The organism is Pseudomonas sp. AC252 (assembly GCF_979258105.1).
On record NZ_OZ409837.1, the window covers coordinates 1,380,684 to 1,395,049 of the forward strand.

General features: G+C 61.6%; 12 protein-coding genes. 9 read left to right on the forward strand and 3 right to left on the reverse strand.

The genetic code is table 11. The features are described 5' to 3' along the window. Positions 1–56 precede the first annotated feature (56 nt). The 9 genes from ACZZZ4_RS06475 (at position 57) to ACZZZ4_RS06515 (ending at position 10,504) form a co-directional block, all read left to right on the forward strand. Positions 57–1,991, forward strand: coding sequence for a putative nucleotidyltransferase substrate binding domain-containing protein (locus ACZZZ4_RS06475; protein ID WP_463547462.1), 1,935 nt, complete (start codon positions 57–59; stop codon positions 1,989–1,991). Then, positions 1,988–2,695: a 3'-5' exonuclease gene (locus ACZZZ4_RS06480; RefSeq protein WP_463547463.1), complete on the forward strand. Its 708-nt coding sequence runs from the start codon at positions 1,988–1,990 to the stop codon at positions 2,693–2,695. Before ACZZZ4_RS06475 ends, ACZZZ4_RS06480 begins: the two co-directional genes overlap by 4 nt. A gap of 314 nt (positions 2,696–3,009) precedes the next feature. Next, entirely contained in the window at positions 3,010–4,005 is a 996-nt protein-coding gene (locus ACZZZ4_RS06485) for an IS110 family RNA-guided transposase (protein WP_310408833.1), read from the forward strand. A gap of 176 nt (positions 4,006–4,181) precedes the next feature. Then, positions 4,182–4,658: an RNA polymerase sigma factor gene (locus ACZZZ4_RS06490; protein WP_166554767.1), complete on the forward strand. Its 477-nt coding sequence runs from the start codon at positions 4,182–4,184 to the stop codon at positions 4,656–4,658. After that, a complete protein-coding gene (locus tag ACZZZ4_RS06495; protein WP_415761225.1) occupies positions 4,655–5,629 on the forward strand; it encodes a FecR domain-containing protein in 975 nt (324 codons plus the stop codon). Before ACZZZ4_RS06490 ends, ACZZZ4_RS06495 begins: the two co-directional genes overlap by 4 nt. Before the next feature lie 257 nt (positions 5,630–5,886). Beyond that, positions 5,887–8,313 (forward strand): TonB-dependent siderophore receptor, encoded by a 2,427-nt coding sequence (locus tag ACZZZ4_RS06500; protein ID WP_463547464.1) that lies wholly within the window; start codon positions 5,887–5,889, stop codon positions 8,311–8,313. A 74-nt stretch (positions 8,314–8,387) separates the two neighbouring features. Then, positions 8,388–9,518 (forward strand): PepSY-associated TM helix domain-containing protein, encoded by a 1,131-nt coding sequence (locus tag ACZZZ4_RS06505; RefSeq protein ID WP_463547465.1) that lies wholly within the window; start codon positions 8,388–8,390, stop codon positions 9,516–9,518. Next, entirely contained in the window at positions 9,515–9,694 is a 180-nt protein-coding gene (locus tag ACZZZ4_RS06510) for a hypothetical protein (protein WP_463547466.1), read from the forward strand. Before ACZZZ4_RS06505 ends, ACZZZ4_RS06510 begins: the two co-directional genes overlap by 4 nt. Positions 9,695–9,874: 180 nt before the next feature. After that, complete coding sequence (locus ACZZZ4_RS06515) at positions 9,875–10,504, forward strand: glutathione S-transferase (protein WP_463547467.1); 630 nt, start codon at positions 9,875–9,877, stop codon at positions 10,502–10,504. A 208-nt stretch (positions 10,505–10,712) separates the two neighbouring features. Here the strand turns inward: ACZZZ4_RS06515 and creD are convergent, their stop codons facing one another. The 3 genes from creD to creB form a co-directional block, all read right to left on the reverse strand. Continuing rightward, positions 10,713–12,080 carry a cell envelope integrity protein CreD gene (creD, locus tag ACZZZ4_RS06520; protein ID WP_463547468.1) on the reverse strand — a complete coding sequence of 456 codons (1,368 nt, stop codon included), beginning with the start codon at positions 12,078–12,080 and terminating at the stop codon, positions 10,713–10,715. A gap of 132 nt (positions 12,081–12,212) precedes the next feature. Next, positions 12,213–13,631, reverse strand: a complete 1,419-nt coding sequence (creC, locus tag ACZZZ4_RS06525; RefSeq protein WP_463547469.1) for a two-component system sensor histidine kinase CreC — start codon at positions 13,629–13,631, stop codon at positions 12,213–12,215. Next, positions 13,631–14,311 carry a two-component system response regulator CreB gene (gene creB, locus ACZZZ4_RS06530; protein ID WP_039757649.1) on the reverse strand — a complete coding sequence of 227 codons (681 nt, stop codon included), beginning with the start codon at positions 14,309–14,311 and terminating at the stop codon, positions 13,631–13,633. The genes creC and creB overlap by 1 nt, the downstream gene beginning before the upstream one ends. Between the last annotated feature and the right edge of the window lie 55 nt (positions 14,312–14,366).

Consider the following 14,366-nt stretch of genomic DNA (forward strand, 5'->3'; position numbering starts at 1 on the left):
GACCATGGCCGCAACGATCCGACCACAACAATTCGAAAAAGACTGCGGTAATGGTTATGAGCAAAGCGGACGCCTTCACCCAGGCAGGGAAAACCGCGGTGTTGCAGAACATTCAGGGCACCCTGCAATTCCTCCAGCGCTTCCCGCCCTTCAATCAGATGGAACACGCCCACCTCGCCTATCTGGTGGAGCAATGTCAGCTGCGTTTTTTCGCCCAGGGCGAGAGCATCATCAAACCGGCCGACGGCCCGGTGGAACACTTTCATATCGTCAAACAGGGTCGGGTGGTCGGCGAACGCCAGCACATCACCAAGCCCGGCACCGAGACCACCTTCGAAATCACCACCGGCGAATGCTTTCCGCTGGCCGCGCTGCTCGGTGAACGCGCCACACGCACCGAGCACCTGGCGGGCGAAGACACCTTCTGCCTGCAACTGAACAAACTGGCGTTCATCAAACTGTTCGCCCTGTCCAGCGCCTTCCGCGATTTCGCCTTGCGTGGGGTCAGCAGCCTGCTCGATCAGGTCAACCAGCAAGTGCAACAAAAAGCCGTGGAGACCCTCGGCACCCAATACTCGTTGAACACTCGTCTCGGTGAACTTGCGATGCGCCATCCGGTGACCTGCAGCGCCGAGACGCCGTTGCGTGAAGCGGTGAAGCTGATGCACGAGCAACAGGTCGGCAGCATCGTCGCGGTGGATGAGCACAAGGCGCCGCTGGGGATTTTCACCCTGCGCGATTTGCGCCATGTGGTCGCCGAAGGTGTCGGTGATTTCAGCGACGCCATCGAACAGCACATGACTCGATCACCGTTTTATCTGTCGCCGGATCACAGCGCCTTCGATGCGGCGATCGCCATGACCGAGCGGCACATTGCTCACGTCTGCCTGGTCAAGGATCAGCGCTTGTGCGGCGTGGTGTCCGAGCGTGATCTGTTCTCCCTGCAACGGGTCGATCTGGTCCACCTCGCCCGGACCATCCGCAGCGCGCAACGGGTCGAACAACTGGTGACCCTGCGCGGCGAGATTGGCCAACTGGTCGAGCGCATGCTCGCCCACGGCGCGTCGTCGACGCAGATCACCCACATCATCACCCTGCTCAACGATCACACGGTGTGCCGGGTGATCGAACTCACCCTGGCGGAAAAAGGCGACCCGGGCGTGCCGTTCAGCTGGCTGTGTTTCGGCAGCGAGGGCCGGCGCGAGCAGACGCTGCACACCGACCAGGACAACGGCATCCTGTTCGATGCCCACGACGCGGCGCACGCAGCAGAGATTCGCGGCAAGCTGCTGCCGATTGCCCAGCAGATCAACCACAGCCTGGCGCAGTGCGGCTTCACCCTGTGCAAGGGCAACATCATGGCCGGCAATCCCGAGCTGTGTCTGTCGCGGGCCGAATGGGCGCGGCGCTTTGCCGCGTTCATCCGCGAAGCCACGCCGGAGAACCTGCTGGGCTCGAGCATTTATTTCGACCTGCGTGTGGTCTGGGGCGATGAGCAAGGCTGCGAGCAATTGCGCCGGGGCATCCTCGATCAAGTCGCTGACAATCGTCTGTTCCAGCGCATGCTCGCCGAAAATGCGCTGCGCAATCGCCCTCCCGTTGGGCGCTTCCGTGAGTTCGTGCTGGCACGCAAGAACGGCGAGAAGGCCACGCTGGATCTGAAAATCCAGGGCCTGACGCCGTTCGTGGACGGCGCCCGCTTGCTGGCGCTGGCCAACGGCATCGACGCCAATAACACCCTCGAACGCTTTCGCCAACTGGTCGATAAAGAGGTCATCGAGCCACTCGACGGCGCGGCGTATGAAGAGGCCTATCACTTCATTCAACAAACGCGGATGCAGCAGCATCAGTTGCAAACCCGGGAGAACCAGCCGTACTCCAACCGCGTCGATCCCGACAGCCTCAATCATCTCGACCGGCGCATCCTGCGCGAATCCCTGCGCCAGGCGCAGCGCCTGCAAAGCAGCCTGACCTTGCGGTATCAGCTATGAGCCTGTTCTCCTGGCTGCGCCCGGCCAGCCCCGTGGTGTCGGCGGACTTGCAGCAGCGGCTGGCGAAGCTGCCGGCGCTTGCCGAGCTGAACGAATGCAGCCTGCGCGAGCAGCGCTGGGTGGTGCTGGACCTGGAAACCACCGGCCTGAATATGAGCAAGGATCGGGTCCTGTCGATCGGCGCGGTGGTGATCGAGGACGGCGCGATCGATTTCCGTCAGCAGTTCGAACGCACCTTGCAATGCCGCGAATTGAAGCTCAGCCCCAGCGTGCTGATTCATGGCCTCGGCCCTAGTGCAATTGCCGCAGGCAGCGACCCGGCGGAAGCGTTGCTGGAGTTGCTGGAGTTCATCGGCGACAGCCCGGTGCTGGCGTTTCATGCGCCGTTCGATCAGCACATGCTCGGGCGCGCGCTGAAGGAACATCTGGGGCACAAGCTGCAACATGTATTTCTGGATGTGGCGGACATTGCGCCGCTGTTATGTCCGCAGGCGCAGATTCGCGAGGCGGGGCTGGATGAGTGGATCGAGTGGTTCCGGCTTGAAGTGTTCGAACGGCATAACGCCAGTGCCGATGCGCTGGCCACGGCGGAACTCGCACTGATTCTGTTCAGCCGGGCGCGGGCGCAGCAGATTTACAGTCCGTTGAATCTGCAGCAGCGGTTGAGCCAGTGGAAGCGGCGGCAGCAGGCGCCGTCCTTCTAGCTTTTCGGCACCTCCCCAGCCGCCTTCGCGAGCAGGCTCGCTCCTTGTATGTTCCCCAGACACCAGCATGAATGAGATCTAAGCTCGCTGGTGCGACATACGAAGATGTGTTTCTGGGGGAGACCGATCGCTCCTTAAGGCAGGACTTGCTCCTGACCTTGTCTGTAGAGAGGTCCCCCCGCCTCATTGCCCACCACGAAGAGTATCGAGAAGCCGACGAGTCGGACTTCGCATTACAAGGTTGCAGTGGCATGAAGTTCGAGGTCAGGGGAACCAGGAAGCATTTTTAACTCAGTTCTCTTGGAGTTGAAAGCATGAACATGCACGTCGGTTTGGATGTGGGATCTCGCACTACAGCGATGGGCTGGCGCAATGGCGGCCGCTTTGCAGGTCAGTGCAATATCGACCAGACGCCGGCGGGGCGCAAGGCTGCTGTCGGCAAATTGCTTGAGCTCAAGCCGATATCTGTGGTGATGGAAGCCACCGGTATCTACTACCTGGACTTGGCCATGGAGCTCGCTGCGGCGGGTTTGCCAGTCTCGGTTATCAATCCGAAGAGTTTTCACAACTTTGCAAAGCTGATGCTGAAAAACAGCAAAACGGACGCAATCGATGCCCAATTATTAGCTGAATACGGCGAACGGATGAGCCCAAGGTTGTGGACGCCGCCCACTTCAATACAGCTTGAGCTGCGTGCTATCGGCCGCCACATCAATCGTTTGACAGGTCACCGCACCCGCGCCAAAAACGAGCTGCATGCGCTAAAAGCTACTCAAACAACACTCCCGATGCTGATTGAGGATGAAGAAGAGGCCATCAACGCCTTTGACAAACGAATCGAGCGTTTCCGTGTCGCTGGTCGGGCATTGATCGACAACTGCCCAATGTTGAGCGCCCAGTTTGGACACATGATTGCCGCTCCAGGCATGGGTGAGATCTCAGTATTTGCAGCGCTGGCTGAACTGACGACCTTACCGGTGACGCTTAAATCCGCGCAGGTTAGCCGCCATGCCGGACTCGATGTCCGACTCACGCAATCAGGAAGCAGCATTGATAAACCCGGCCGGATAAGTAAGGGCGGCAATGCCTATTTGCGCTCAGCGATGTACATGCCTGCGCTGACCGCCATACGTTGCGACCCGAACGTGAAAGCGTTTTACGAAGCGTTGGTGGCCCGAGGAAAGAGGAAGATGCAAGCTATCGTCGCAGTCATGCGCAAATACCTGACCGGACTATGGGCCTGCATGCAGGCCGGAGAAGACTTCGACACGGCCAAGCTTTTTAGCGGTAAACACGTCCAAAAAGCTTGACCGTGAACAGAGTATCTACAAGGCAACGCGTTGCTTCAGATCACCTGACCAGTGGCCAATTGCTAACCATTCCCACCTCTGCCAGAATCGCGAACTATTCTCGTTAGTTAACATTTCCCAATCGGTGATGTCCGGTGTCATCAGTGCCCAACCCCCACAGTGAGCTCGTCGGTGCGATGTATCGCGACCATCGCGGTTGGCTGCTGGCGTGGTTGCGGCGCAATGTGGCGTGTCCGCAACGCGCCGAGGACTTGAGCCAGGACACCTTCGTGCGCCTGCTCAACCGCGACGAACTGCTGACGCCGCGCGAACCCCGGGCGTTTCTGGTGGCGATCGCCAAGGGCCTGTTGTTCGACTACTTCCGCCGCGCGGCGCTGGAACAGGCCTACCTCACCGAACTGATGCTGATCCCCGAAGACGAGCAGCCGTCGGTGGAAGAACAGCAAATGATCCTCGACGACCTCAAAGCCATCGATCGCCTGCTCGGCAAGTTGTCGACCAAGGCCCGCGCAGCGTTTCTGTATAACCGCCTCGACGGCCTCAGCCACGCCGAGATCGCCGGTAAACTCGGCGTCTCGGTGCCGCGCGTGCGTCAGTATCTGGCGCAAGGTCTGCGTCAGTGCTACATCGCCCTTTACGGTGAACCGACATGACCGCGGCCAGTTCGCGCCCGGTGCCGGCGCACGTGCTGGACGCGGCGATTGCCTGGCAATTGACTCTCGATTCGAGCACCGCGCTGGAGCGCGAGGAGTTCGCCAAATGGCATGCGGCGCATGAAGAACATGCTCGCGCCTGGCGCCAGCTGGGCATGCTCGATCAGCGTTTCAGCGTCGCCAAGGGCCCGGCGCGCAATGCGTTGCTGCAATCGCGCGAAGGTATTCGCCGGCGCGTGCGCAAACTCGGCAGCGGGCTGGCCAGTGTAGTGATGGTCGTCGGGCTGGGGCTGTTTGTCAGTGAGCGCTATCTGCCGCTGGATTACTGGCTTGCCGATCAGCGTACCGCCACCGGTGAACAGCGCACCCTGCGCCTGTCCGACGGCACTCTGCTCAACCTCAACACCCACAGCGCGGTCGACGTACGCTTCGATGACAAGCGCCGCTTGATCGTGCTGCAGGAAGGCGAAATCCTCATCGAGACCGGGCATGGCGATGCGCGGCCGTTTATCGTCGAAACCCGCGAAGGCAGCATGCGTGCGCTGGGCACGCGGTTTCTGGTCAAGCGCGAGGACGACGGCACGCGCCTGAGCGTGTTGCAGTCAGCGGTGGCGGCGCATGCCCAGGCCAACCCGCAAGAACAGATTCTGCGCGAAGGCCAGCAGGTGTTGCTGCGCAGTGACGGGCTGGGCTCGATTGCCGCCCTCACCCCCGGCGCCGATGCCTGGACGCGCGGCATGCTGGTGGTGGACAACGCACGGCTGGGCGATCTGGTGCATGAATTGGGGCGCTATCGCCGCGGGCATCTCGGCGTGGCGCCGGATGTGGCCGATCTGCGCATTACCGGCAGCTTTCCATTGCACGACACCGACAAGGCCCTGAGTGCATTGCTGCCGACCTTGCCGGTGCAGATCGAGCGGCATACGCCGTATTGGGTCACCGTGGCGAAGGCGGAGCCCTCCGCCCCTTGACATGATCGTTCCCACGCTCTGCGTGGGAATGCAGCCCGGGACGCTCTGCGTCCCTGCCGAAGCGGACGCAGAGCGTCCATTGAGGCATTCCCACGCGGAGCGTGGGAACGATCAATGTGGGAGCGAGCCTGCTCGCGAAGGCGACATCAGCCGCACAACCATTTCCAGCCAAAAGAATTTCCACCCAGCCCTATCACTTTTCCAATCTCGTCCGGCACACAGGCAATTGAGAAATATTTCCATTCAGGAGCCGCCGTATGTCCCGTTCGCCAGACACCTTGTTGCGCCCCAGTCTGCTGGCTTTTGCCATCGCTTTCGGCACGCCGCTGATCAGCAGTCCGTTGCTCGCCGCCGAGCAAGCGTCCAGCGTGCGCGCCTACAACCTGCCGGCGGCGCCGCTGTCGACCACCCTGAACCAGATCGCCAGTCAGGGCGGCCTCGCCCTGTCGCTCAATCCTGCGCTGGCCGCCGGCAAGACCTCGGCACCGGTCAACGGCCAATACGATGCCGTCGGCGCCCTGCGCGCAGCCTTGCGGGGCACCGGTCTGCAACTGGAACAGAGCAGCGCCGGCACTTACACACTGGAGGCCATGCCGGAAGGCACGCTGGCCCTGCCGGAAACTTCGGTCATCGGTGTGGAAAACTTCGAAAGCGCCTGGGGCCCGGTCGAAGGCTACACCGCGACCCGCACCGCCGCCGGCACCAAGACCGACACCGCCCTGGTCGAAGCACCGCGTTCGATCTCGGTGGCCACCCGTCAGCAGATGGATGACCGCAGCGTGCACAGCCTTGATGACGCCGTGCGCTACATGCCCGGCATCACCGCCAGCAGCTATGGCAGCGACACCCGCGCCGACTGGCTGCGCGTACGCGGTTTCGAGCCGACCCAGTTCCTCGATGGCCTGCCGCTGCCCAAAGGCGTGTACGCCAATCCGAAACAGGAAACCTGGAACCTCGACCGCCTCGCCCTGCTGCGTGGCCCGGCTTCGTCGGTGTACGGCCAGACCCCGCCGGGCGGTCTGCTCGACATGGTCAGCCGCCGTCCGAGCGCCGAGGCCAGCAGCGAAATCCAGCTGCAATACGGCAGCGACAATCACCGCCAGATCAACTTCGCCAGCACCGGCAAGATCGATGACGCCGGGCAGTTTCTCTATGGCCTCAGCGGCGTGGTGCGCGACAGCGGCACCCAGGTCGATCACGTCGACAACAAGCGCTACAACATCGCGCCGAGCCTGACCTGGAACATCGATGACGACACCAAACTCACTCTGCTGAGCCAGTTCACCCGCGACGACACCGGCATCACCAGCCAGTTTCTGCCGATCCAGGGCACCAAGATCAAATCGCCGCTCGGTGATATTTCCCATCACAAGAATCTCGGCGATCCGGATTGGGAATACTACGACCGCACCTACTACGCGCTGGGTTATGCCTTCGAACATCGGTTGAACGATGTCTGGCAGTTCAAACAGAACCTGCGCTACACCAAGTCGGACCTGTCGTTCCAGTCGCTGACACCCGGTTCCTACCCGTTCACTACCGTGGATGCAGAGGGCAACGTCGGCCGCACCAGCACCAGCGTCGATGAAGACATCAGCCAGTTCGCCGTGGACAATAACTTCCAGGCCGACTTCGCCACGGGTGAGATTCGCCACACCTTGCTGCTGGGTCTGGATCACCAGCGCAGCAACACCAACTACACCTCGATTTTTGGCGATGGTCTGCAAACCAACGTCATCAACCCGATCTACGGCCAGCCGATCGTACGTCCAGCACGCTCCACCGCGTTTTACGACTACAACCAGAAGACCTACCAGACCGGTCTCTACGTGCAGGATCAGATGGCTCTCGACCAGTGGCGCCTGACCCTCGGCGGCCGTGAAGACTGGGTGCACACCAGCACTGAATTCTTCAACAAGGGCGATGCCACCAATACCCAGCGCGACAAGAAATTCAGCGGCAACGCGGCGCTCAGCTACGTCTTCGATAACGGCTTCGTGCCGTATCTGTCCTACGCCGAGTCGTTCCAGCCGACCACTGGCGCCGATGTCACCTCAACCGGTTCGCTCAAGCCAACCGAAGGCAAGCAGTGGGAGCTGGGTATCAAATACCAGCCGCCGGGCAGCAAGACCCTGCTGACCGCCGCCGTGTATGACCTGACCCAGAAGAATGTCGCAGTGAACACCTTCGTCAACAACGTTTCAGTGACCAGCCAGACCGGTGAAGTGAAGGTCAAAGGTCTCGAGCTGGAAGCGGTGTCGGATGTGACCGACAACCTCAAAGTCATCGCCGCCTACACCCTGGCCAAGTCCGAAGTGCAGAAAGGCGTCGACAAGGGCAACCGTCTGCAACTGATGCCCAACCAGCAGGCCTCGTTGTGGACCGACTACACCTGGCACGCCGGCGTGCTCGACGGTTTCGGTATCGGTGCCGGCGTGCGCTACACCGGCAACACCTACGGCGACAAGGCCAACACCTGGCTGGGCAAGGCTGACGCCTACACCGTGTTCGACGCCAGCGTGCATTATGATCTCGGCCGTCTGGACAACAGTCTGAAGGGTGCATCGCTGGCGGTGAATGCGACCAACCTGTTCGACAAGGACTACATTTCCACCTGCGACAGCTTCTACTGCTACTACGGCGACCAGCGCAGTGTCGTCGCCAGCGCCACTTACAAGTGGTAAGCCAGTGAGCTGAAACAGGCCCTGTTCCCAGGCCGTCCGCACCGGGCGGCTTTGGTGTTTTTGAAGGTCATGCAATGAAAAGTAAAACCATCCGCCGCTGGTCGTTCATCCACACCTGGACCAGCCTGATCTGCACGGTGTTTCTGCTGATGCTGGCGCTGACCGGTCTGCCGCTGATTTTCAGCCACGAGATCGATCACTTGCTGGGCAACGCCCCGGAGCTGCGCGAGATGCCGGCCGACACGCCGCAACTCAATCTGCAGCAACTGGTCGATGCCGCGCAGAAGCATCGCCCGGGCGAAGTGATGCAGTACTTCGGCTACGACGACGAAGAGCCGAACGCGGCGTTCGCGATCATGGCCAAGACTGCCGACACCGAGCCGAACTCTTCGCACACCTTCATGCTCGATGCGCGCACTGGCGAAGCGCTGGAAACCCCTTCGGCGAACGGTGGCCTGATGCTGTTCATCCTGCGCCTGCATGTCGACATGTTCGCCGGGCTGCCGGGCAAGCTGCTGCTGGCGTTCATGGGTCTGTTGTTTGTCGTGGCGATCATCTCCGGCACGGTGCTGTACCTGCCATTCATGCGCCGCTTGAAATTTGGCACCGTGCGTCAGGACAAATCCACGCGGCTGCGCTGGCTCGATCTGCATAACCTGATCGGTGTGGTCACCCTGACCTGGTGCCTGGTGGTGGGCGTGACCGGGGTGATCAGCGCATGCGCCGACCTGCTCATCGCCGCCTGGCGCAACGACGCGTTGACCACGCTGATCGCGCCGTATCGCGATGCGCCGCCGCTGACGCAACTGGCGCCGGCTACGCGGCTGCTCGACATCGCCGAGGAAGTCGCACCGGGGATGAAGCCGGATTTCATCGCCTTCCCCGGCACGCGCTTTTCCAGCGAGCACCATTACGCGGTGTTCATGAAGGGCGGCACGCACCTGACCTCGCACCTGCTGACGCCGGTGCTGATCGATGCCACGACTCTGCAAGTCACCGCTGTGGCGGAACGTCCGTGGTACATGGACGCCATGGGCATGTCGCAACCGCTGCATTTTGGTGACTACGGCGGCATGCCGATGAAGATTCTCTGGGCGACCCTGGATGTGCTGACGATCATCGTGCTGGCCAGTGGCGTTTACCTTTGGGTAGTGCGGCGCAAGGCGGCCAAGCCTGTTCTGGAAACGGCGGAGGCCTCGGCATGAAGCCGCGTCAGTCGAGTTTCTGGAAGGTCTTCAGCACACCGATCGTGATCGCCCTGCTCAGTGCGGCGGGGCTGTTTGCGGCGTTGCTGGGGGATGGAATCTGGGATGCGTTGAGCTGGGTCGGGCTTGGTGTGCCAGCGGTTTTGGCCATAAGGGGATTGCTGCAGCGCGGGTGATTACTGTTGCCTGACATGGCGCCTTCGCGAGCAAGCTCGCTCCCACAGGGGAACGCATTTCAAATGTGGGAGCGAGCTTGCTAGCGAAGGCGTCAGTCAGCACACCATCGAATCCTCGCCAGCCAAGCGTGATGTGATTAGGCTAATCTCCTGCTCTTCGCCGACCACCGAGGTTCCTCCATGTCCGCCCCCAGCATGACCCTGTACCACAACACCCTGTCGCCCTTCGTCCGCAAGGTCATGGTGCTGCTGCACGAAACCGGTCAGCAGGATCGTGTCGCGCTGCAGGAATGTGTGCTCAGCCCGGTCAGCCCGAACCCGGCGCTGATCGCCGACAACCCGTTGAGCAAGATCCCCGCCCTGCGCCTGGCCGACGGCAATGTCATCCATGACAGCCGCGTCATCCTCGAGTACCTCGACCAGCAGCACGTCGGCAATCCGCTGATCCCCCGTGAAGGTGCGGCGCGCTGGCGGCGCCTGACGCTGGCGTCGATGGCTGACGGGATCATGGATGCCTCGGTGATGGTGCGTTATGAAACTGTGCTGCGCCCGGTGGAAAAACACTGGGACGAATGGCTCGACGCCCAGCGCGACAAGATCCGCCGCGCCCTCGCCGTGCTTGAGAAGGAAGCGATTGCCGAGCTGACCAGCCATTTCGATGTCGCGGCGATCAGCGTGGCCTGCGCATTGGGCTATCTGGATCTGCGCTTCCCGGACATGGACTGGCGGGATGCCAACCCGCAACTGGCCAACTGGTTCGTTGAGGCGAGTCAGCGACCGTCCATGATCGCTACGATGCCCAAGCCTTAAGCCGGCGGCGCCTGTTCCGGCCTTTTCGCGAGCAAGCCCGCTCCCACAGTTGATCTGTGTTGTTCATGCCATGGTTGCAGCAACAAAAATCCAATGTGGGAGCGGGCTTGCTCGCGAATGCACCACCTCGGTTCCGATGGCAGCGCTGCAAAAATCAGCGTCATCAAAACCTCCAGCTCCCGCTGATCTTCACGCAATCCCACCCGGCTCATTGCATCGCCTCCACGTCAAACTCCAGCGGCCTGGCCGGCTTCAAACCAATCCCGTACCAGTCCAGTTTGCGCGTCAGCACCATGAACACCCCGAGCAGACCGAACAGCATCAGCGAGCCCATCAGCAGCGCGTAATCCTCGGCGCTGAGCAAGCCGTACAGCAAGCCATACAGCGCCGCCAGCCCGGCCGAGAAACTCAAGCCATGCCGCGCGCTGCGCAGGACGTGGCTGACATAGAAGCCGATCAACAACACGCAACCACTGGCCGACAACAGATACGCCAGCGCAAAACCGATGTGTTCCGACAGTGACAACAACAGCAGGTAAAAGAACGCCAGCGCGACACCGACCAAGGCATATTGCACCGGGTGCACCGCCAGGCTCTTGAGCACTTCGAAGAGGAAGAAACCGGCGAAGGTCAGGACGATGAACAGCAGCGCGTATTTGATCGCCCGGTCGCTCTTCAGGTACTGATCCACCGGATCGATGAAGCTGACGCCGAAGCTGCGGCCGTTGAGTGCATCACAGTCGCCAGCGACACAGCGCTCCATCGCCTCTTGCAGATTGGTGGAGAAAAACGAGGTCTGCCAGTCGGCGCTGAAACCCTGATCGTTGATCTCGCGCTTGGCCGGCAGGAAGTTGCCGACGAAGCTGGGATGCGGCCAGTTGGCGGCGAGGCTGACGCTGCTGGTCTTGCCTACCGGTACCACACGCAGCGAGCCGGTGCCTTGCAGGCGCAGGTCGAAACCGAAAGTCAGTTGCGTGGCTTTGCTGGCGTCGAGCGCCGGCAGGGTCACGTGTACGCCCTCGCCGATCCAGGCCACTTCGCTGCCGGGCACGAAGTCCAGTTGCTGGCCGGCGAGCTCGAGTTTCAGCGCGTTTTCGATGCCGCGAATGTCGCTGATACCCACGGCGAGGTACGGCGCGTCGAATCGGTAATCGGCAAAATTTTCCTTGATGCCCAACTGTGCCGGCAGGGAAAAATGCCCGTCGATACGGTTATCGGCGTGGAACAGCCGCGCCTCGTAAATGCCGCGTTTGCGCAGTTCGGTCTGCACCTGGCCGTCGAGTTCGAAACGCTCCGGCAGAAAGTACAAACGCCCGCGCGCTTCGCTGATGTCCTCGTAGCGCTTGTTGGTTTTCTCGTTGGTCTTCCAGGTGCGCACCACCTTGCGATACGGCACCACCAGCACCGGCCCGGTCAGTTGCTGGCTGTAACTGGAACTGCGCGCGATGTCTTCGAGCACACCGTCGCGCAGTTGCTGACGCTCATCGATGATGCCGTCGATCATCAGCAACGGGATCAGCAACAGCAGGATCAGCAAGGCAATCGCGCCGAGCTTGATGGTCAGATTCTTGTTCATGGGACTCTCCCTGTTTGGATGGGGGGAGTCTGCTGATGCGGTGTGGTGGGAGTGTGGGGGGAATATGGAGATTGTGTGGAGAATGCATTCCCCTTTGGGAGCGAGCCTGCTCGCGAAGGCCGCGACTCGGTCTCACGGCAGGCGCAATACCACCTCAACCCCGCCCTCGACATTGCCAATGCGCATCGCCCCGCCATGCAACTTGACCACTTCTTCAACGAAGTTCAGCCCCAGCCCGGTGCTCTTGCGTCCGCTGTCCGGTCGCGGCAACGAGTAGAAGCGTTCGGTCAAACGCGGCAAGGCGTAATCGGGAATCGGTGTGGTCTGGTTGAACAGGCGGAACTCGATCTGCTCGCCAACCCGCTCGGCACGCAAGCGCAACAAGCCCTGCGCCGAAGTGAAATCCAGCGCGTTTTCCAGCAGGTTGCCCAACGCCTGGCGCAGCAGAAACGGCTCGCCAATCAACAGCAGATCCTCGCCGATCGCTTGCTCGACGCGCATTTGTTTGCCCTCGATCCGCGCGGCCTGCGCCTTGAGCAGTTCTGCGACCAACAGCGCCAGCGGCACTGCCACCCGTTCTTCCAGCCCTTGGCGTTGCTCGACCTGAGCCAGATTAAGCAGGCGCTCGATCAACTGCTGCATCCGCGCGCTCTCGCTGTCGATGTTGCTGACAAAGCGCAAACGCTGGACGGCCGGCATTTCGCTTTGCAGCAACTCCGCCGCGCCTCGAATGGCCGCCAGCGGACTTTTCAATTCATGGGTCAGCGTGTGCACGTAGCGCTCGACATACGCCTTGCCTTCGAGCTGCGTGCGCATCTGCTCGACCGCTGTGGCCAGTTGCTCCAGTTCGCCGCCGCGATAGTGCGGCACTTCCACGCGCCGGCCTTGGCTCACCGCCTGGGCATAACCGGTCAATCGGTGCAGCGCGCGGCTGAGCCACCATGAGAGCAAGGCGCCGAAGAGCAGGCCGAGGCCGATCAGTCCGGCGCCGTAAAACAGCAAACGCCGCTCGGTGCGATCGACGTAGGGTTGCAGCGAACTGTTGGGCTTGGCCACAGTGACCACACCGATGATCCTGCCGTTGTCGCGGATCGGCGCGCCGACGTGCATCACAGACGAGCTCGGATCGGCAGGATCACTGCGGCTGGAGCGCGCGCCGTACTCGCCGCGCAGGGTCAGGTAAACATCGTTCCAGCGCGAATAATCCTGGCCGACTGCGACGCCGCTGGAGTCGAGCACGACGATGCCCTTGGCGTCGGTGACGTAAATGCGATGGTTGACCTGGTTCTTCGGCAAGCCCCAGATGGTCGCTTGCGGCTGACGCTCGCCATACGCACGGAGCAGTTGCGGCCAGCGGTTCTCGCTGAGGGTGCCGGCCTTGAAATCGTCGCGCAGGATTTCTGCCATCAGGTTGGCGGTGTCAACCAACGTCTCTTCGGTGGACTGGCGTACGCCGGGGCGGATTTCCTCCATCACCGTGTTGAGCACGAAATAACCGGTCAGGCCGACAAACAGCACGTACACCAGAAAGATCCGCAGCCCCAGCGACATCAGCTGTGCCCCGGGCTGTAGCTGTAACCGAGGCCGCGATGGGTCTGGATCGGCTCGGCCTCGGCGCGCACCAGGCGCAACTTGGCGCGCAGGCTTTTGATGTGGCTGTCGATGCTGCGCTCGTAACCGGCATCGGCGGCAACGCCCAGCGCATCGAGCAATTGCTCGCGGCTGAACACTCGTTCGGGTTGTTCGAGCAGGCATTGCAACAAGCGGAATTCATGGCGGGTCAGGCTCAGCGGCTGGCCGCGATAGCTGATCTGCACGCGTTCGGCATCGATGCGAAACAGCGTTGAGCCTGCTTCCGGGATAGGGCGCGGCGCCATGCGTTTGAGGATGGCTTTGACCCGCGCCGCCACTTCACGCGGGCTGAACGGCTTGACCACGTAATCGTCGGCACCGATCTCCAGACCCACGACGCGGTCGATCTCGGCGTCGCGGGCGCTGAGAAACAGCACCGGCACTTCCGTGAAGCGCCGCAACTGCTTGCAGGTTTCGAAGCCACTGATGTCCGGCAAGCCGATATCGAGAATGATCAGGTCGGCCGGGGTTTGCCGCTGATGCTCCAGCGCCGCTGCGCCGAGGTTCAGCCACGTGGTGCTGAACCCCTCGCCCTGCAAGGCAAAAATCAGTGTGTCGGCAATCGCCGCTTCGTCTTCGACAATCAGGATGTGCGGCATGGCGTCCGAGCCCGTGGCAGTTAGTGCGCGAACCGTGCCCCAAGCCCGGGGTTAC

Coding starts and splice junctions, on each gene's coding strand:
- ACZZZ4_RS06475 (WP_463547462.1), top strand. CDS start 57: ATGAGCAAAGCGGACGCCTTCACCCAGGCAGGGAAAACCGCGGTGTTG.
- ACZZZ4_RS06480 (WP_463547463.1), top strand. CDS start 1,988: ATGAGCCTGTTCTCCTGGCTGCGCCCGGCCAGCCCCGTGGTGTCGGCG.
- ACZZZ4_RS06485 (WP_310408833.1), top strand. CDS start 3,010: ATGAACATGCACGTCGGTTTGGATGTGGGATCTCGCACTACAGCGATG.
- ACZZZ4_RS06490 (WP_166554767.1), top strand. CDS start 4,182: ATGTATCGCGACCATCGCGGTTGGCTGCTGGCGTGGTTGCGGCGCAAT.
- ACZZZ4_RS06495 (WP_415761225.1), top strand. CDS start 4,655: ATGACCGCGGCCAGTTCGCGCCCGGTGCCGGCGCACGTGCTGGACGCG.
- ACZZZ4_RS06500 (WP_463547464.1), top strand. CDS start 5,887: ATGTCCCGTTCGCCAGACACCTTGTTGCGCCCCAGTCTGCTGGCTTTT.
- ACZZZ4_RS06505 (WP_463547465.1), top strand. CDS start 8,388: ATGAAAAGTAAAACCATCCGCCGCTGGTCGTTCATCCACACCTGGACC.
- ACZZZ4_RS06510 (WP_463547466.1), top strand. CDS start 9,515: ATGAAGCCGCGTCAGTCGAGTTTCTGGAAGGTCTTCAGCACACCGATC.
- ACZZZ4_RS06515 (WP_463547467.1), top strand. CDS start 9,875: ATGTCCGCCCCCAGCATGACCCTGTACCACAACACCCTGTCGCCCTTC.
- creD (WP_463547468.1), bottom strand. CDS start 12,080: ATGAACAAGAATCTGACCATCAAGCTCGGCGCGATTGCCTTGCTGATC.
- creC (WP_463547469.1), bottom strand. CDS start 13,631: ATGTCGCTGGGGCTGCGGATCTTTCTGGTGTACGTGCTGTTTGTCGGC.
- creB (WP_039757649.1), bottom strand. CDS start 14,311: ATGCCGCACATCCTGATTGTCGAAGACGAAGCGGCGATTGCCGACACA.